Origin of the sequence: Pedobacter ginsengisoli (genome assembly GCF_030244015.1) — a bacterium.
GTDB classification, from domain to species: domain Bacteria; phylum Bacteroidota; class Bacteroidia; order Sphingobacteriales; family Sphingobacteriaceae; genus Pedobacter; species Pedobacter ginsengisoli.
Genome location: NZ_JASSYX010000003.1, coordinates 860882 through 880846 on the forward strand (window position 1 = coordinate 860882; position 19965 = coordinate 880846).

Annotated in this window: 18 protein-coding genes; 7 read left to right on the plus strand and 11 right to left on the minus strand. The window is 43.8% G+C overall.

Translation table 11 applies throughout. The features are described from left to right. Nucleotides 1-4: 4 nt before the first annotated feature. From QEP08_RS15950 to QEP08_RS16000, 11 genes are read right to left on the minus strand one after another with little or no spacing between them, the layout of a single operon-like run. On the minus strand, nt 5-1804 hold the full coding sequence (locus QEP08_RS15950) for a hypothetical protein (protein ID WP_285059546.1): 1800 nt from the start codon (nt 1802-1804) through the stop codon (nt 5-7). A gap of 26 nt (nt 1805-1830) precedes the next feature. Next, nucleotides 1831-3576 (minus strand): hypothetical protein, encoded by a 1746-nt coding sequence (locus QEP08_RS15955; RefSeq protein WP_285059548.1) that lies wholly within the window; start codon nt 3574-3576, stop codon nt 1831-1833. Nucleotides 3577-3629: 53 nt separating this feature from the next. Beyond that, on the minus strand, nt 3630-4466 hold the full coding sequence (locus QEP08_RS15960; RefSeq protein WP_285059549.1) for a hypothetical protein: 837 nt from the start codon (nt 4464-4466) through the stop codon (nt 3630-3632). Between the two features lie 2 nt (nt 4467-4468). Next, nucleotides 4469-7024 (minus strand): TonB-dependent receptor, encoded by a 2556-nt coding sequence (locus tag QEP08_RS15965; RefSeq protein WP_285059551.1) that lies wholly within the window; start codon nt 7022-7024, stop codon nt 4469-4471. Continuing rightward, nucleotides 7005-8006, minus strand: coding sequence for a FecR family protein (locus QEP08_RS15970; protein WP_285059553.1), 1002 nt, complete (start codon nt 8004-8006; stop codon nt 7005-7007). Before QEP08_RS15970 ends, QEP08_RS15965 begins: the two co-directional genes overlap by 20 nt. Before the next feature lie 11 nt (nt 8007-8017). Beyond that, on the minus strand, nt 8018-8641 hold the full coding sequence (locus QEP08_RS15975) for an RNA polymerase sigma factor (protein ID WP_285059555.1): 624 nt from the start codon (nt 8639-8641) through the stop codon (nt 8018-8020). A gap of 1 nt (nt 8642) precedes the next feature. After that, on the minus strand, nt 8643-9125 hold the full coding sequence (locus QEP08_RS15980) for a CHRD domain-containing protein (RefSeq protein WP_285059558.1): 483 nt from the start codon (nt 9123-9125) through the stop codon (nt 8643-8645). Nucleotides 9126-9181: 56 nt separating this feature from the next. Next, entirely contained in the window at nt 9182-10267 is a 1086-nt protein-coding gene (locus QEP08_RS15985) for a DegT/DnrJ/EryC1/StrS family aminotransferase (RefSeq protein WP_285059559.1), read from the minus strand. Beyond that, nucleotides 10268-10654: a sugar 3,4-ketoisomerase gene (locus tag QEP08_RS15990; RefSeq protein ID WP_285059562.1), complete on the minus strand. Its 387-nt coding sequence runs from the start codon at nt 10652-10654 to the stop codon at nt 10268-10270. Next, complete coding sequence (locus tag QEP08_RS15995; RefSeq protein WP_285059564.1) at nt 10638-11645, minus strand: glycosyl transferase; 1008 nt, start codon at nt 11643-11645, stop codon at nt 10638-10640. Before QEP08_RS15995 ends, QEP08_RS15990 begins: the two co-directional genes overlap by 17 nt. Then, nucleotides 11638-12444 (minus strand): methyltransferase, TIGR04325 family, encoded by an 807-nt coding sequence (locus QEP08_RS16000; RefSeq protein WP_285059567.1) that lies wholly within the window; start codon nt 12442-12444, stop codon nt 11638-11640. The genes QEP08_RS15995 and QEP08_RS16000 overlap by 8 nt, the downstream gene beginning before the upstream one ends. 365 nt (nt 12445-12809) lie before the next feature. Here QEP08_RS16000 and QEP08_RS16005 point away from each other — a divergent pair, with 365 nt between their 5' ends. The 7 genes from QEP08_RS16005 (at nt 12810) to groL (ending at nt 19965) form a co-directional block, all read left to right on the plus strand. Then, the gene (locus QEP08_RS16005) at nt 12810-14345 is read left to right on the plus strand and encodes a MiaB/RimO family radical SAM methylthiotransferase (RefSeq protein WP_285059569.1); all 1536 of its coding nucleotides are present in this window, start codon (nt 12810-12812) and stop codon (nt 14343-14345) included. 71 nt (nt 14346-14416) lie between these two features. Next, nucleotides 14417-15646, plus strand: a complete 1230-nt coding sequence (locus QEP08_RS16010; RefSeq protein ID WP_285059571.1) for a sigma 54-interacting transcriptional regulator — start codon at nt 14417-14419, stop codon at nt 15644-15646. Between the two features lie 11 nt (nt 15647-15657). Continuing rightward, nucleotides 15658-16173 (plus strand): LptE family protein, encoded by a 516-nt coding sequence (locus tag QEP08_RS16015; RefSeq protein WP_285059573.1) that lies wholly within the window; start codon nt 15658-15660, stop codon nt 16171-16173. A gap of 33 nt (nt 16174-16206) precedes the next feature. Then, nucleotides 16207-17295, plus strand: coding sequence for a DUF8458 domain-containing protein (locus QEP08_RS16020; protein WP_285059575.1), 1089 nt, complete (start codon nt 16207-16209; stop codon nt 17293-17295). 15 nt (nt 17296-17310) lie between these two features. After that, complete coding sequence (gene secG, locus QEP08_RS16025; protein ID WP_285059578.1) at nt 17311-17664, plus strand: preprotein translocase subunit SecG; 354 nt, start codon at nt 17311-17313, stop codon at nt 17662-17664. A gap of 228 nt (nt 17665-17892) precedes the next feature. After that, on the plus strand, nt 17893-18183 hold the full coding sequence (locus QEP08_RS16030) for a co-chaperone GroES (protein WP_285059580.1): 291 nt from the start codon (nt 17893-17895) through the stop codon (nt 18181-18183). Between the two features lie 141 nt (nt 18184-18324). Beyond that, complete coding sequence (gene groL, locus QEP08_RS16035) at nt 18325-19965, plus strand: chaperonin GroEL (RefSeq protein ID WP_285059582.1); 1641 nt, start codon at nt 18325-18327, stop codon at nt 19963-19965.

Consider the following 19965-nt stretch of genomic DNA (forward strand, 5'->3'; position numbering starts at 1 on the left):
AGAATTACCTGCGCTGGTTTTGCCTGATCCGGCGTTTTTGCCGCTCTGCCCGTCGCTTTTCTCTGTCGATCTTCATTTTTTCAAATTTAGCAATCTGGCTTTTGATTTTATTTTCCTTTTCTGCGGTTACACCAACGCTGTATTTGATGCCCTGAAAAAGCGTCCGCCATACAAAATTAAAGAAAGAAGCAGTTTTTACCCGCTCATAATGAATTGGGACGCTCAGCAGAACACCGGCCTTGTTTGGATTATCAGAATTGATGACCATGGCGTTCGCGAGAAATGACATAAACCCCTTCTTAACCAGGCGTTCCCTTCCTTCCTCTTTTTTGAGCAGCGCTACTGAAAGCCCGTTAAAGGCAAATGTCAGATTTCCCCTGGCTACACGATCATTGGCTTTGATGTCAAATTCCAGTTTTTTTATCTTAGCCCGCTTCACTTCAACCATACCCAATGGTTTTGTAATGCGGTTGAGTACGCGGCCATCCATTGCCCCCAGCACTCCCTGATAAGAAAATGCACCGTCTGCGGCGTTCAGGTCAAACCTGAATTTCACATCCAGCCGGCCTTTTCCCATCATGTAAGATGTTAAATTGGCAAACATGTAAGGATTCTTCGATTTGGTTTTTTCACTATTGGTAATATTGGTAATGGTCCCTGATGTCTTCTCAAAAGTAATCCTGCCTTTTTGATGGCTCTGTTTATCGTATTCAGCATAGCTGATGTCAACATTGTTCAGATTGAGCTGCTTGACGGTTAGCTGGCCTTTCACTTTTTGCAGCAACTGTTGCGGATACTGCCCCGTCTTGACTACTTTTTCCCTTTCCAGCATATTGTTGTTAAACACTTCGACAAATCCATTGGCGATGTTCATTTCCTTCGCATAAAGTTCCTGTTTGCGCACATAAAGCGGCAGGTCTATCCCTTCCAGGCTCAGATCGCTCATCTCAATATTAAACCTGTCCCTGGCAAAACCGGCCGCCTGCCCAAACTGCAATTCAGGATAGCGGGGTACCACGCTGAAACTCTTAATGTTCAGTTTACCCGATGACCCTCTGAAGTCCAGCTGGTTCAGATTGATGTGGTACAGGCTATCCGGTGTCGCATAAGTATAGTTATTCAGGTTAATGATGATGTCCTTCAATAAATAAAGCCTGTTTTTGTCCCTGGCGGAAACAGAATCTATAAGCCAGTCTTTTAAAGTAATGTTGAGATTTCTGATCGAATCGACCGCGGGAACCGGCAAGTTATTGTTGACATATTTGAAACTGATGTTTTTCAGATCGATGGTTTTTACCCTCAATTCCTTCAGATATTTTGAAATGTAATGATACGGCGAGCTTTGATCATCTCTGGCTTTTGATTCGTTAAAATCAAAAGCCTGGTTAATCATTATCACATCCGGGTTGTCGAACAGCAGGACATCGACTTTTAGTTTTTTGTGCCTCAGTAGCCTCCCAGGATGGAAATTCTTAATCCCCAGCTTCTTCAGTGTAATGTAATATACATTATTTGGTGCTTTCCTTTTGCTGATCAGCCGTTTGAACACACTGGTATCCGGAATGATCTTAACATCACTCAATGAGGCCCTGCCGGTAATCAGATTCATATTGATCCCGGAAAATTCTATCCGGTAAAGACTGTCAGTGGCATCAAGCACAAGTTCCTTTATCTGCGCTTTGACTATGGGTTTCAATTTTGAACTAAAGTACCCGGCGGTGATCATCAACAGCAGGAAGGCAAAAAGCAGGAGACCTGCCACCCACTTCAGGGTATTATAATTCCTTCGCACTTTTTTGATCATAGCTGGACCTTTATCCCCAATATACGTCAATTTTTTTTCTTCAGTTTATCATTTACCTTTTTCATAGCCTGTTCAGGAGTTTTAACCGGAATAGCTCCCAGGCCCACAGTTTCCCGTATCCCGATAAAAACTCCTTTCCAAAGTTCGTTAAAGAACGAAGCCGCCGGAGTCCGGGTAAAGGTAGTTCTGGCTATCCTGGGCGCTTCCCCTTTGTCAGGATTGTTGTTTTTAATCAGAAGGGTATTTGCCAGAAAAGAAAGAAATCCTTTTTTCTTCGGCACCTTACCGTCTTCAGCTTCCGAGAGCAACTTTATTTTAAGGTCTGTGTAATAAAAATGAACAGTACCGGAAGAACCTTTGCTGTTGGCCCGGATGTCAAAATCCGTTTTTTGCATCTCCCCCTTTTCAATCTCTACCAGCCCCATGTTTTTTGCCATCGGATTGAGCACCAGCATGTTCATTGGCCCTACGCTGCCCCTATAATGAAAGGCAGCGTTCTTATCCGTGAGGTTAAAATTGATGCGCACATTTATCCTGCTGGTCTTCATGAGCAAAGCGCTCAGGCTGGCAATGGCATGATTGTTTTTCGCCAGCCGGGAACTGTCATTGGTGAGGTTAGTGATCCTTCCGGTCAGGTTCTGAAAATAGACGGTTCCTCTTTTTTCACTGATGGGATTGTATTCGGTATAGGCCACATCCACATTCCTGATGATCACACTGTCAATAATTGCAGGCACCGGAATCCTGTGGACAGCCACATGAGGAAAGTTTCGCACTTTATCAAAGTTGGGCGGTGGCGGCAATTCCCTGTTTACGAATATACCTGCTTTGGCCGGGCCAATCTTCAGTGACCTCGCATAGAAGCTTCCTTCATCATTCAGTTTCATGAAATCCACTCCCTTCAGGCTGATCTCATCAAAATTAAGGTCATAGCGGTCTTTCCCGTAGGTATACTTCCTGCTAAAAGCGAGGTCAGGATACATCGGGATGAGTTGAAACCCTTTTACCCTGATGGTCTTTTCTGCCACAGAACCCGCTATCGTATCAATCTTCATGGTATACATTTTATCCTTTCCCAAAGATCTGTACCCTGAGAGTACAAAAGCGATGTCCCTGGTATAATAAACCCGGGTACTGTCAAACTGGGACAAAGAATCGATCAGCAGGTCCTTTACATTTACAGAAAGATGCTTTACCGAATTCAGCGGTTTTAACGTACGTCCGTTAACATAGTCAAAGTCTGCATCCACTATTTTGATTGACTTCACATGAACAGACCTCAGCGTTTTCGAGATCAGCTGGTACAGCGTGCGTTCATCTTTTGCCGTATCTGTTTTTTTGGGCACCTGGTACCGGATCATATTGATAGAAGGCTGGTTCAGGAGGATAGAATTCATTTCAATCCTCTTTTTAAAATAAGCAGTCATTACACTGATCCGGTTCAGCTGCAGTTTTTTAAGTTTCAACTGAAACAAATGAACCGGCGCCCGCCGTAAAGACTTAAGCTTATTGAATACCACTGTGTCGGGGCTTAGTGAAACACTGTCCAAAACAGCAGTTCCGGTCAAAAGATTGAGCCTTATGTCCTGAAAATTAATTCGGTACAGATGTTTGGAACCCTCATATACACTGTCTTTTATTTTTTTTGTAAGGAGCGGCTTCCACCTGGCATTCAGGTATAGCGCCCCACCCAATGCCAACAGGATCAGCAAGGCCAGAATACCGCCTGTCCACTTTAATACCCTGTATTTTCCAGATCTCTTTAGTACCATAATAAATCGCTGTATTTGCCATACCCTTGCAATATCAAGGCCACAAATGCGCTTTATAGCTCTTTTGCCCTATACCTCCGCAGATCCACATCATTCACAGAAAAATATCCCTGGGCATTGCCTGATATATTTCCTTCAACATTGACGGGCACACTGGAAAAAAGACCACTCCAGTCGGTTTCCATAAAAACTGAATAAAGATAGGCCGCATATTTTTCAGAAAGCGAGATCTTAAAGATCGTCACAAAATCATCCGGCCCCAGCACAAAGTCCCGTTTTAAATTATTGAGCGGGTAAAGCGAGTTTGGTGACCCCAGATAATGAGTATAGCTGTAGTATTTTGTCTGGTCAAACATCGAAGGATGCCACAGCGGAATGTCCAGGTAAGCGATAAACCACTTATTGGGGTTGATGTATCCGAAAGTATGTTTCGGAATAGTTCCCTGAATGGCAGTTTCCGATAATGGCCGCGTAGACAGAGGAAGGAAATCATCGATGATGTTCACCACCTGCCTTAGCGTATCTACAGCAGTATAGGTCTTGTTGTCATAAATAATCGTAAGCTTATATGCTTTATTATAATTGGCGTCGTTCCTGTTCGTACCCATATATACTCCCGGCGTAGCAGTCTCTTTAAAAACTATATCAAACTTACTGTCGTTCACCACAACCGAGGCATTTCTGACTGGGGCAGGTGCGAGTTCGGGCGATGTCGCCGGCTTGGTAAGCCTGATGTACTGCGAACTCAGCAAAGTATTGATCCCGCCCTCAACAGCCAGGTCATAAACACGAACAGGCTTCAAAAAAGTATCCTTTTCAAAAGAATCCTTCACACAGCCCCCAGTCAGCAGCACTACCAAAATCACTATGCAGATTTTTACGCCGTTCATATTTATAATTTAAAACTATAAGCTACCCATGGGTAAAAGCCGAAGCCGTATTCCACATTACTTTTGCTGTTGCCGGCCGACGAATCGAGGTGATAATATAACGGATTTTTGCGGTTATAAAGGTTATAAGTACCTACCGAAATGACATGCAATAAATTTCTTTTTCCTAAACCCCTGGTCTGCAGCCTATATTGCGCCGAAACGTCAAGCCTGCTGAAATCTGGAAATCTCGAAGCATTTCGTCCTTCATAAATGGGGACGTTCAGTCCATCATGCTGATAATATCCAACAGGTAATGTCAGTGGCCTGCCTGTAGAATAAGTAAAGAACGACTGGAAAGATAATTTGCTGTTCATGTCAAATTTTCCAGTCAGTTTCAGCTCATGCGGGATGTCATAATTGGCCACAAACTTGTTTCCAAAATTAATGCCGGCAATCTTTCTGAAAACCCTGGAATAACTATAGGCCAGTGTGCCTGAAAATCTGCCCTCGGCCCTGGTCACTTCCATCTCCACACCATAAGCGTTTGATGTACCGGCCCTCAGCTGACTCCTAACCGCGGGATTTCGGATGATCTGAGAATGGCCGGTCAGATCCAGCTGATTGGACAATTTCTTATAATACGCATTTGCCTGGAAGGAAAGGCTGCCGGGGTCATACCGGTATCCCACCGAGAAGTGATTGGCGTATTGTGGTTTTATAGCTGCAGATGCCGGCACCCAGGGTTCCAGTGATGAAAAGGCCAGGGTGCTGTTTTGTATGAGCTGCAGATACTGAAAATTAAGGTTGTAGGTGAGGAATATCCGTTGGTCGGGGCTTGGCAGGTAGCTGATATTGATCCTCGGTTCAGGATTGACAAAAGTTTTAACCTCATACTTTTTAAGAGGGTTGCCATTTTGATCGTAAACGTTCCGCTGCTCTTCGGCATTTCCAAAAAATCCGATCCTAAGTCCATAATTCAGTTCAAACGACTTGCCGAGACCTATCTGCTGGGTATAATAAATGGCCGCTTCAACTGATTTGTCCCTGGATATGTTAAATTCAAAATCATCCTGGTCCTTCATTTCTCCGGGAATAAACCGGTGGTAGATTCCCGAGAGCCCAAACTTCATCTGGTTGCTCGGGCTTCTGTAGTAAGTATAATCTGCCTTTAGTGTCAGGTCTTTTATCCCTGTTCGCCACTGGCTTTTTTGGGAAAGCGTATCCGCATTGAGATCCAGCAGGTTGCTGTAATTGCTGTAAATGGCAGACACGTTCAAAAACACCCTTGAGTTAAATATGTGATTCCATCGAAATGTCGAGGTTAGATTTCCCCAGTTGTTGGTATAAGAATTTTCAGAAAGCAGGTTGTCTTTACCGACATAAACAGAGTAAAATATACTGTTGTTATTGTTCAGTTTAAAATTTGCTTTCGCATTGATATCATAATAAACAGAGCTTGGATTGAACAATTTAAACCTGCTTTGAAAAACATCCAGCAGGCTTCGGCGATAGGCGACGATAAAAGAACCCCTGTCTTTTACGATCGGCCCTTCTGCAGCTATCCGTGCAGACATGAAGTTTACACCGCCATTGACATGATACTCCTTGCTATTTCCTTCAGCCATCCGGTTTACAATCACTGAAGACAACCTGCCACCAAAATTGGCAGGCATATAATCCCGGTATACCTGAAGGTTGTTTACCGCATCAGAATTAAATACCGAAACCAGTCCATATAAATGTGATGGATTATAAATTATGGCCTCATCCAGCAGGATCAGGTTTTGATCAGAGTTCCCGCCCCTCATGAATAATCCCGAACTTCCTTCCGTAATGGCTTTTATTCCATTCTGCATCTGCAACCTCTTCATCACATCAGTTTCACCGGCATAATATGAGGCATGGCTCAATTGCTTCGCCGTAAAATTCTGTTCATTGAGCAATATCGGGTTTGGCGTCAGATTGGAGGGTTTGATGACTACTTCTTCCAGTATCTGGGGCTGCAATAACAGCTCCATTTCTTCCTGTATATTTTTGTCCAGGCGAACCATCTTTTGCAGCGTCTGATATCCGGAATGAGACACAAATATCTCGTAATTTCCCTCCGGCACCGAAATCGAATAAAACCCATATTGATTGGTGGTCACGCCTGCTTCGAGCCCCGGAATCTGGACTGTAGCTCCAATGATCTCCTCACCATTGAATTTATCCCTGATATGGCCGTGTATGGTCCAGATCTCAGGCCTGCCGGGGATGATGACAATATCATTTCCGACCAGTTTAAAACGGAGGCCCGTACCAAATAGCACCCTTGAAAGAATGGTCTCAAGAGGTGTTTGGACAAAACGGTAGCCCGTCGTCCTTTTTAAACGGAGCTGATCCGGATCAAATGCAAAGTTAGTGCCTGTTCGCTGTTCCAGTCTTTGCAATGTACCGATCAAAGAGTCAGCCGGAAGATTAATGGTATAGGCACGCTTCCGCGGATCTGTATGCTGGGCAAACAGAACATTGCTAAATAAGAGCGGAAGAAATAACGTTAATACGAGATACAGTCTATTAATTGGCCGATAAAACATAAACATTCTGCTCCTTAACTACCTTACATTGTAAAGATGCAGAAATTACTTCAAGAACGCTGTCTAAAGTTTGATAATGTAGTTTCGCAGTTAATTTTCTGGACTTAAGGTCATCTCCCTTAATGATCAGCGGTACTTTATACACTTTTTTTAACTGGGCAGCGACCTGTTCAAAAGGCATCGCCCGGAATGTAAATTTCTTATCTGCCCAGGCTTTATAATTAGGATCGGTATTGTTCATCCTGCTCAGTTGCTCAGTCTCCGAATTATAAACGCCAAGCATACCCGGGCTCAGCAATACCTGCTCAGCGGCAGTGCTGAGCTTCATAGCCACCTTTCCTTCTTCGACGATTACCGAAGACTGAGTTTCGTTTTTGATCACATTGAAACTGGTACCGATATCCCTGGCCTCAACATCTCCAAGATCTATCCAAAACTGGCTGCCGCTGTGCCTGGTCACCCTGATGAAAACCTCACCCTGCTCCAGTACCAGTTTGCGGTCAGTGTTAAAATTCTCTTTATCGTATTTTATGATGGTTCCCGCATTCAGGCTCAGTTCAGTTCCATCGGGCAGTATCACCCGGGAAACCACATCGCTTTGTGTGGTGCTTACTACTACATATTTACTGCCGGACATAAAATAATAACCTATTGAAATGATCACCAGCACCGCAGCAGCTACCCTATACCATAAACCTGTACTGCCCTTATGTTTTGGTTCCTTCAGCACTTCCGTATCTGCCTGTGACTCCAGTTTATTGTTCAGTGTATTCCAGGAAAGCTGCGGATCGAATCCATTTTTATGGTACAGCTTCTCGATGTTCAGTTGTACCTCAGCAAAATCCTGATAAAGTTTTTCATTGTTTTCTGTCGCTTTTCTCCATTCCTCCAATAACTGTTTATCAGTGTCAGAAATGGTTTGTTCCAGATCATCTATGATCAGGGAATAAATCAATTCTTCGTTTGTTCCGGATTTTTCCATAATGGTAATGGTTAGAGGGCGTTAAGGGTGAAAAGGATGAATAACTGTATGATTACTTTTTTGTTGTTCTCTAAATGTTCTCTGAGCTTCTGGAAGCCATATGTTAAATGATTCTTTACTGTTTTGATCGAAATATTCATCTGCCCGGCTATCTCCTTCTGTTTCAGCTTACCAAACCGGCTAAGGTACATCACCTGCCTGCACCTTTCGGGCAATAGCGCAAGGGCCTCTTCCAGTCCTTTCAGCATCGCTTCTTCGGCATCCTTACGGACTTCATCGTCATCACCAAGCTCTCCCGGGTGCACAGAAAGGTATTTCGCACGCTGCTGCGCATCGATCTTTTCCTTTTTGATGAGGTTTAGCGAGGAGTTCACTACCGATCTGAACAAATAACTTTTCATAGAGTACTGAATATTTAACTGATCTGCCTTATTCCATATGGTGATAAAAACATCATGCACTATTTCTTCTGCAGCCTGGGCCTGTCCGGCATATCTGTAAGCTACGGCAAACAGCTGCTTGTAATATTTTTTATAGAACAGTTCAAAAACCTTTTTATCGCGACCTATGATCGCGTGCAAAAGGCCTCTGTCCTCTTCTGTTAACTGTATCTGCTGCGCTATCGTTTCTTCCACACTATTTCTGCTTTAAGATAAGGACTCCCGATATCTCCGGACTCATGCTTATGGTACTTACCGCAACAAACCACTGTCCTTTCAGGAGATTTCGCTCCTGAAGCGGACTCAATGTCAATGATCCGGCAATCGGCTTATCTAATGCCGGAGACTCTTTTTCCCGGCTGTACAGTTCCTTTATAAAAGAACCCACCGACCCTTTAGCTCCGCTGCGCAGGGTGATCATCTGAGGGACTATGTTTTTGTATTCCAGAGAATAACTCAACGACTTTGATCCCTCCATATAATAACCTGTCAAAACTGCTGTACCTTCAGAATTACTGTTTGTCCCCTTTTTATCTATCCTCGCGATCACAATATATTCTCTTACAGGAGGTTTTATCCGGGCTTCCCCGGCAACTGTGTCCTTTTTACAGGCAAAGCAGCACAAGACAGACAAAACCACAATTTGCAGTGCAAATCCCTTAGCTATACGGTTACTCATTTTAGTATTTTAACGAGAAGCTAAAATACTAAATTCTAACATATTATCGCCGCCTGTTAAAAGGCGTTCATGACATCGATTACCCGGGCAATCTGCATTGGTGTATGGCAATAGGACACCGGCAGGCTCAAAGTAGTCTGATGTATGGCTTCTGATATTGGATAGGCCCCTTTTAGCCTGGTCTTTAATGCTTGTTGATGATGCGGAGGAACCGGATAATGGATCTCCGTTTTTATATTATTTTTCAGCAAATAATCTCTCAGTCTGTCCCTTTCCCGATGTCTTACTGTGTAAATGTGGTATACATCTTCATAATCGGGATGTATAACCGGCTTGATAAAATCATCTTTTAATCCTTCCTGATAGAGTTTGGCCAGTTTCTGTTTGTGGGCATTGATCTGATCCAAAAATTCCAGCTTAAGGGAAAGAAAGCCAGCCTGGATTTCGTCCAGTCTCGAATTGACGCCGATATAATTGTTATAATACTTTTCATGGCAGCCATAATTGCGCATGGCTTTTATTTTCGCGATCATTCCCGGTTCCGAAGCGATCAGTGCACCTCCGTCGCCCAGTGCGCCAAGGTTTTTCGTCGGATAAAAACTAAATGCTCCAAAATCGCCAAATGTACCCGTCTTTTTTCCCCTGAAACTTGCTCCGTGAGCTTGTGCACAGTCTTCGATCACCCGCAGTCCGTTGAGGTCAGCGATTTGCATAACCGCAGCCATGTCACAGGATTTGCCGTACAGGTGAACAACCATGACCGCTTTGGTTTTTGATGTTACCGCCGCCTCAATTTTTAAGGGATCAATATTATAAGTATGGATATCCGGCTCTACAAGAACGGGCACCAGTCCGTTATTGTAGATCGCAAGAATTGTAGCGATATAGGTATTGGACGGCACGATAACCTCTGAGCCTTCCGGAAAATCAAAATATTTCAGCGCAAGCACCAGGGCATCGAGACCGGAAGCAAGACCGGCACAATATTTCCCCCCGCAATAAGCAGCAAACTCCGTTTCAAAAGTACTTACTTTGTCGCCAAGTACAAACCAGCCCTTATCCAGGCTATCTGAAAAACTTTCCTTATAGCCCTCCATAAATTGCTGGTTCAGCAGAAACAGATTCTCATACTCTATCATCATTTATACTGCTACATTTAAACGCATAGGATACGGGGTGTGTATATAATCTTTGGCATCAAAGTATGCTGAAGCAAGCACCATCAAAATAGCGTCTTCACTAAAGCTGTGCATGGTATGCCAGTCTTCCGGATTAATAATCAGACATTTGTCCGGAGAGTCCAGTACAAAACTAGATTCGCCGTGACCATTATTGTTATAAATAACACAATGTCCCCGGATACAAATAGCCGCCTGAATGGTCTCCACATGTCTGTGGCCACCCCTTTCACTTTCATCCACACCATAGATATAAAATATCCTTTTGATGTCAAAAGGCACTACCTTTTCAATAACTGTCAGGTTGCCGCGGGGATCAGTAAATGTTTTCAGGTTAATTAAGGAAGCCATAGATCAGTGCGTTTTTCTTGTAAAAGTTTTTATAATACCCACGTAAGAAGAATAAGATCGTGCGGCCTGGAACTGCCTTTATCCATTGAATGTCATTGGTGAGTTCATAAGAGGGCCCGTGCTGGTTTACCATATTGATCACCTGTTCGGCCTTCGAAAGTGCATCAATGTATGGCCTGTAAATGTGTTTGACCGGGTTCCTTGCAAGGGTGTAATTTTTATCGGATAAGCTATAGCTGTTATCGAGCGTATAGTGAAATCCGTGATAATGAAAAAAAACAAGGTCAAACGAATTGCCACTTGCCAGATCTTTCCCCTTCACTGATTCGCCGCTGTTCTTAAAAGTATACTGCTGAACATTCCAGGGGGCAACGCCACCCCCCAGATGTTTCAGCACATGAACAGTATTGAACCTGTTATGCCAATCGTCAAGATATTTCTGATCTCCAAATTTTCCGTCCTCGAACTGGTTAAAGCACCATTCTATGCACCTGTCTATCCACCAGTTGAGTACTTCAAGCCCCCCGGCCGTGTTCTTGAATGTCATGAACTGCACACAGTAGATGCCGCTGCTGGCAGACTGATCATACCTTTCGGTAAACCGGTGCTCTGTGATGAGCACGGACTTCCCGCCCATTTCATCGATCAGCACCGCCGGATCGCTAAAAAACATCAGATCTGCATCTACATAAGTACAATGGTCCAGATCGTACGTTTCCAGACAGTACTTAATGGTTGAAGAGGCACAGGTCCAGCAATATTCACCCGGCGTCCGTTCAGATTTTATGGCCAGAAGCCGGTCGTTTTCAAACTGTTTCAGACTGATGATGGTGGCATAAGGCAGTCTGAGCCTGCTCAGGACATCAAAACAATGTTTGTCAAATGCAATGATATACAGGTGGAAAGCACCGCATTTTTCTTCCAGGGAATGGTACATGGCCAACCCCCTCGACAGGTACATCGTGTTGAATAAGGTGCAGAATTTAAGCATACTTCGATGAATTGATTAAGTAAAACCCTTTATTGGTTCCCTGGGGCCTGTCGTCTATAAACATTATAGCTTCGCCTTCTACATAAGAAGGAAATTCTGCCACTACCTTATAGCGATCAGAGAAATGACTCAAAAAAAACTCTTTATGAAAAAACCAGGCAGGATAGGATGCCGGGTATATTTCAGGCGGGGCAACCTGCAAGGTAAGCCTGTCATTTGTCGCATTGTTAAAAGCCGTCCTGTCAAACAGGATAAAATCAAAATTATATCCGGCGAGTTTCTCCAGAAAAACATGCGGCTCTTTTAAGTATTGAACGGAACTTGAAAGCAAAATAAAATCTATTTTTTTCCCGGCGAGGCAACTGTCTATGGAACTGTAGAATTTCAATGTATCATCCTCAAAATTTGCCTTCCCGCAAGCCACATAGTGGTCTTGCTCAACAATGTTCCAGCTTGCAAAGGTTTTGTCCGGCAAAAGATCCCTGATCTGGTAATAGGTACTGCCAAGTGAGCCCCCAAAATCAAGCACGTTTAATGGGCTCTTTTTTAAAGCAGCACTAAGCATCAAAAAGGAGGTTAACGCATAAGGGATTTCCTTTTGGTCGAAAATAACCGAATCACGCTCATAAACTGCTTCGCCGCTCTTCACTTTCAGTAGCGCATCGGTTGTTCTTTCCAAAATAATATGTTTATCATAGCCTCCTGCTTCAGCGCTTGCCTTTGCCCATGAGGTATAATCTCCAAACCACCCATATTTATCCTTTGGTATTCTTTTAGACGAGCGCAGGTTTTTAAACATATATTATTTTCAGTTCACTGCATACAGGACAAGGGGGAGCTCAGAAAGTCCTATACAATTCTAAGTTTTTTGTAAAATAACGAAGGCGTTTAACCCTCTGGCCGCTCAGGTCTTGATATCGCTGGTACATGTGTTCACACTGAGTACGCCATGAGTACGGGGTGAGTACGCCCTGAGTACGCCTTTTCCTTAGAAAAAGGGCGTACTCAGGGCGGATTTATTGCCTGGTCAATGCGTATTCATTTAAATGCATATATTATTCAGGCAACATACGAATTGGGCTGCAAGGAACTTGCTTCTCTGCCAATTTGTCATTTATAAATTAATTTTTGTATTTTTGAAGCCCCAATTACTAGGTAACCGTTATGATTGATTTACAGCTGACAGACAAGACACATGATGAAGCACGCCAGGGAGAGGCACTGATCGTTGAAACTCCTATGGTACGGAATGGCCGTAAACTATATATTGAAAGTTATGGCTGCCAGATGAACTTTGCTGACAGTGAGATTGTCGCATCCATTTTATTTGACCAGGGATTTGAGACCACCGGCGACTATAAAGAGGCTGATGTAGTATTCATAAACACCTGTTCGATCAGGGAAAATGCAGAGCAGCGCGTACGCAACCGGCTATCGCAGTTTGGCGTAGAGAAACGCAGAAACCCTAGCCTGATCGTGGGCGTACTCGGCTGCATGGCCGAGCGTCTCAAATCTAAATTCCTGGAAGAAGAAAAATTGGTGGATGTAGTGGTAGGCCCTGACGCCTACCGGGAATTGCCCCAATTGCTGGCCGAGGTAGAAAGCGGACAAAAAGCGATCAATGTACTGCTTTCACGCGAGGAAACCTATGCAGACATCAGCCCGGTACGTCTGAACGGCAATGGGATTACTGCATTTATCTCTATCATGCGGGGCTGTGACAACATGTGCTCTTTCTGCGTGGTGCCTTTTACCAGGGGCAGAGAAAGAAGCCGTGATCCGCATTCTATTTTAGCAGAGGCAAGGCATCTGTTTGAAATGGGTTACCGGGAAATCACTTTACTGGGTCAGAATGTTGATTCTTACCAGTGGAGCCAGCCGAAAGCCGAAAAGTCTGCAAACAATGACTTAGCTGATGACCTGAATACCTTAACCGGTGATGCCTTACTGGATGCTTTAAGCCGGGAAAGCGAATTACCGGCGCATCGTTTAAAAGCCGGGCTGGGCAACGCAGGTGTAAATTTTGCACAGCTACTGGCTATGGTTGCCGAAATTAATCCTGATTTAAGGGTACGCTTTTCTACTTCACATCCGAAAGACATTACAGATGAAGTATTGTATACCATCAAAAAATACGATAACATTTGCAATTATATACACCTGCCGGTACAATCAGGAAACTCCAGGATTCTGGCGTTGATGAACCGCACCTATACCCGTGAGTGGTATATGAACAGGATTGATGCCATCCGGCGCATTATTCCCGGCTGTGCCATTTCCGCGGATATCATTGCAGGATTTTGTACCGAAACCGAAGAAGAGCATCAGGATACCCTGAGCATTATGGATTACGCCAGATATAATTTTGCTTATACTTTCTCTTATTCGGAGCGTCCTGGAACACTGGCTGCGCGCAAATATAAAGATGATGTCCCCGAAGAGGTTAAGGCCCGTCGTTTAGCTGAGATCTTTAAGAAACAACAGGAAGATTCTCTTGCCTGCCTGCAAGAATTTGTTGGGAAAACCGTTAAAGTTCTGATTGAAGGTTTTTCCAAAAAGTCAGACCAGGAATACAGGGGGCGTAATGATGAAAATGCGATGGTAATATTCCCCGTTACAGATTTTGTAAAACCAGGGGATTACGCAAATGTTTATGTAGAACGGTGTACATCGGCAACGCTGATCGGAAGAGTTGTTTAAGAAATGATTAACCTTTCGTCATTGCTTCGTTGTTTCTCTCCGCAATGGCACAAAATATTAAAGAAGTATAAATGGATATACAAGATATAAAAAACCGCTTTGGAATAATTGGAGGTTCTCCCCTGCTTAACCGTGCGATAGATATAGCCAGGCAGGTTTCCCCTACAGATATGTCCGTATTGATTACCGGGGAAAGTGGTAGTGGTAAAGAAGTATTTTCTCACATTATCCACCAGATGAGTGCCCGTAAGCACGGTGCTTTTATTGCGGTGAACTGCGGTGCAATACCTGAAGGAACAATTGATTCTGAACTGTTCGGTCACGAAAAAGGCTCTTTTACAGGTGCTCACGAGGCGCGTAAAGGTTATTTCGAGGTGGCAAACGGGGGAACTATTTTCCTCGATGAAGTTGCGGAATTGCCTTTGGGCACACAGGCACGTTTACTGAGGATACTGGAAAGTGGGGAATACCTGAGGGTAGGCTCATCCAAAGTCCAGAAAACAGATGTGCGTATTATCGCGGCGACTAACGTAGATGTGTACAACAGGGTAAAATCCGGCAAATTCCGGGAAGATCTGTACTACAGGTTAAATACTGTTCCTTTGCGTATTCCTGCCCTGCATGAGCGAAAAGAGGACATCTACCTGCTGTTCAGAAAATTTTCCGCAGATTTTAGCGACAAATACCGGAGTCCGGGCATACAGCTTGAACCGGATGCCATACAGATCCTGAGCAATTACAGCTGGCCGGGAAATGTGCGTCAGCTGAAAAATATAGCCGAGCAGATCTGCGTTTTGGAAAAGGACCGGAACGTGACAGCGGCAGCACTGCTGAACTATATTCCGAATGAAAGCGCCAGCAATCTGCCCATGGCCATTAGCGGCAGCAAAGAGGACTTTTCAGAGCGCGATATTCTTTATAAGGTACTTTTTGACATGAAAAAGGACATGATGGAATTGAAAAAACTGGTAGCAGAAATCATTCAGAGCGGCGGAAATACTGCGCATATCATTGAAGATAATCCGCATTACATCAACCAGCTTTACCAGGAAATCGACCAGCCATCAGGCGGTGAGTTGTCGGCCTTTACCATAAAAAAACCGATCCAGAATAATCCTGTCGATTATAATTACACGCACGAGGCCGAGGAGATTGAAGAATCTTTATCTTTGGTGGACAAGGAATCTGATCTGATCAAAAAGGCCCTGAAAAAACACAAGGGCAAGCGTAAATTTGCTGCGCAGGAACTGGGAATCTCGGAAAGAACGCTCTACAGAAAGATCAAAGAACTGAACTTATAATGAATCTGGCTATGAAATATGTATGTATATTGATCTGTTTACTGACCCTTGGAGGCTGCAAGATCAGTCTAAACGGGGCTTCCATTCCGGATGCTATGAAAACTGTAAATGTAACCATTTTTGAAAATAATGCCCCTTTGGTAGTGGCTTCATTAAGTTCCCAGTTTACAGAAGAACTAAAAACAAGGATCCGTAACCAGAGCAAGCTGAGCATTACTTCAAATGATGCAAATGCGGTATTTTCGGGAAATATAACCGGCTATTCGATCAACCCGGTAGCTTTGCAGGACAGCCGGGGAACCCAGGGCAACAATCAGCCATTGTCAGGTGCAAACAGGCTTACCATCACGGTACAGGTAAAATATGTGAACAACCTGGACGCCACACAAAGTTTCGAGCAATCGTTTGAGCGTCATAAAGACTACAGACCTGCCGGAAGTCCGCAGGCCCAGGAAACTGCTCTGATTAAAGATGTAACGGCACAACTGACCGAAGATATTTTTAACCGGGCTTTTGCACAATGGTAGGTCAATATAGAGATCAATTATTAACTTAGCAGCGTGGAGCAGGAACTAGATACCAAACAGCAGCTGGCAGCATTGATGGCAAACCCTGAGAACATCAGCAGGGAAGACGGGGTTATGCTGGGTGTTCTTGCGGAGAAATATCCTTATTTTCAGCCTCTGCATCTTTTACTGGCAAAAGCTGTTTCTGCAGAGACTGAGCAGGGTACTGAGCTTGCTACGGCATCATTGTACAACAGCGGGCAACTGGCTTACCAGATCATCCACAATCCTGAAAATCTTTCACATACTGAATTTAATGTAGTTTCTTATGCAGCTGATGTCGCTGTGAACGAACCTGAATCCCTTGATGAAGCGGGTATAGATGAAGTTGGCGCCGAACCTGAAGAACTGGTTGATGAGCAGGAAATCTTTGAGGAGATCGGCGAGATCAATATAGACGATTATCGCGGGGAACCGGAAGATGACCTTGTTTTAGATAACATTGTTTCTACAGATTTCTTTGCTTTTCAGGATAATTTTAAAGTAGAAGAAGTTCCCGGCGAAGTACCACAGATCGAAGAATATTCTGAGCAGGCTGCTCTTGAGCAGGAAACTGTGATCAGTAAGTATGATGACGACAAGCTGCCTTATACTTTTTTGTGGTGGCTGGCAAAAACCCGTGCGGAGCACGAGCAGATCTTTCAGCCTTACGCTTCCCCTAAGCAGCACAAGACGACAGTACAGCCAGGCAGTCCGGAAGGTCAAAATGCACCTGCTGAACTTCAGCAGCAATATGTGGAGAATATCTTTCACATGCAGAGTGTCTTTGGCGATGAGGAAAACGGTGAATATGTTCCTTCTGGTTTAAAGCGAAATTCAAAAGGAGATGAGATTATCGAAAGCTTTATTAAAAATGAGCCGCAGATCAGCCCTCCAAAACCTGAACAGATCAACAATGAGAACAAGGCCAGGAAAAGTGCAGAAGACCATAGCGATCTGGTGTCAGAAACGCTGGCCAAAATTTATATAGAACAAATGCTTTACGACAAGGCGATAGAGACTTATGAAAAATTAAGTTTGATGTTTCCAGAAAAAAGCCGTTACTTTGCCGACCTTATTCAATCGATAGAAAAGAAAATTTAATAACCATAACCTCATATGCTTTTTTTAATTATACTGTTAATTATTGTTTGTATTGCCCTTTCATTGTTTGTTTTGATACAAAATCCTAAAGGTGGCGGCCTGGCGACAGGCGGAGCCGGCAGCAACATGTTTGGCGTTCAGCGAACCGGTGATGTTCTGGAAAAAGGCACATGGGTTTTACTGGCAGTTATTGTTGTACTTACCTTGTCGATTACTACCATTTCCAAATCCGGCGGACCATCAGCAGGTGCGGCAGATTCTAAAATACAGGAGCAGCTGGACAAAACACCTAGCCCTTCTCCGCTTGGCGGTGGCGCAACGGCTCCGGCAAATACGCCTCCTCCGGTTACAGACACGACAAAAAAATAAACGATCCGCAAAATATTGTAAAGCCCGGTAAGAATGAATATCTTATCGGGCTTTTTCATGTATTCTGCCACTCTGACACAAAAGCGGTTTACCACAATCCATTAGCTGACAAGGCAGTGTAAATTTGGCAAACAAGCGGGCTTGGCATAAAAACTGATACAGCTTAACTAAGTAGCAACTACTACAAATATTTATATAAACCTTAAAAAAATAAATTAATATCAAGTTATGGCTTTAAACCTTAAACCCATTTCAGGAACAGCAAACAGAGTTATTGTTGAGCCTGCCGCGGCAGAAGAAAAGACAGCTTCCGGAATCTATATTCCAGATACTGCAAAAGAAAAACCATCAAAAGGAACTGTGGTATCAGTTTCTGAAGAAGATTCAGAAGGTAAAAAACCAACAGTTAAGATAGGCGATGTAGTGATTTATGGCAAATATGGCGGCACTGAGCTTCCATATGAAGGTAAGGATTACCTGATTATGCGCGAAACTGACATTTACGCTGTAATTGCTTAGATCGCATCAGGATATTGGCATCAAATATCAAGACCTAATTAAAAACAGTAATTTAAATTTTTAAACCAATAGTATCTCAGTAAGTACCGGCATCAGGCCCTGATACTTAACACCAGATACTACCTTATTACTAAAAACAAAATGGCAAAACAAGTAAAATATAATGTAGAAGCCCGTGACGCCCTGAAAAGAGGTGTGGACATTTTGGCCAACGCAGTAAAAGTAACTTTAGGACCTAAAGGTCGGAATGTAATTATCGATAAAAAATTTGGTTCACCGGCAATTACTAAAGATGGTGTAACTGTAGCAAAAGAAATTGAGCTGAAAGACCCGATTGAAAACATGGGTGCTCAAATGGTTAAAGAAGTAGCTTCTAAAACTGCTGACATTGCAGGTGACGGAACTACAACTGCTACCGTTTTGGCACAGGCTATTGTTACTGCAGGCATTAAAAACGTTGCTGCCGGTGCAAATCCTATGGACCTGAAACGTGGTATCGACAAAGCGGTTACTGCGATTGTTGAAAATCTGAAAACACAGTCGCAAACTGTTGGTGAAGACAACAACAAGATCAAGCAAGTGGCAGCTATCTCAGCCAATAATGACGAAATCATCGGAGCTTTAATCGCTGAGGCAATGGGCAAAGTTGGTAAAGATGGTGTAATCACTGTTGAAGAAGCAAAAGGTACTGAAACCGAAGTTAAAACTGTTGAAGGTATGCAGTTTGACCGTGGTTATTTGTCTCCATATTTTGTAACCAATGCGGATAAAATGGAAGCGGAACTGGAGAACCCTTACATTTTGATCTACGATAAAAAGATCAGCAACATGAAAGAATTGCTGCCGGTATTGGAAAAACAAGTTCAAACAGGAAAACCTTTGCTGATCATCGCTGAAGATTTAGATGGTGAGGCGTTGGCTACTTTGGTAGTGAACAAGATCCGTGGCTCACTGAAAGTTGCGGCAGTTAAAGCACCTGGTTTTGGTGACCGCCGTAAAGCCATGCTGGAAGATATCGCTATCCTGACCGGTGGTACTGTGATCTCGGAAGAAAGAGGTTATAAATTAGAGAATGCTGACCTTACTTATTTAGGTACTGCTGAGAAAGTGGTTATTGACAAAGACAATACTACGATCATCAATGGTGCCGGTGAGTCTGAAGATATCAAGGCGCGTGTGAACCAGATCAAAGCTCAGATCGAGACGACTACATCTGATTACGATAAAGAAAAATTACAGGAGCGCCTGGCTAAATTGGCTGGTGGTGTTGCTGTTCTTTATGTTGGTGCGGCTTCCGAAGTGGAAATGAAAGAGAAAAAGGACCGTGTAGATGATGCTTTACATGCAACCCGCGCAGCGGTTGAAGAAGGTATCGTAGCTGGTGGTGGTGTTGCTTTCATCCGTGCCATCGAGGCGCTGGAAGGCATGAAAGGCATCAATGATGACGAAACTACTGGTATCCAGATCATTCGCCGTGCGATCGAAGAGCCTTTGCGCCAAATCTGCCAGAATGCTGGTATTGAAGGTTCGATTGTGGTACAGAAAGTTAAAGAAGGTAAAGCTGACTTTGGCTACAACGCACGTACAGATGCATATGAGAATTTAATTGCTGCCGGAGTTATTGACCCTACGAAAGTTGGTCGCGTAGCTTTGGAAAATGCAGCTTCAATCGCAGCCATGTTGCTGACTACCGAAGTGGTATTGGCCGATGATCCTGAAGATGCTCCTGCAGGTGCAGGTATGCCTCCAATGGGCGGCGGCGGCATGGGCGGAATGATGTAA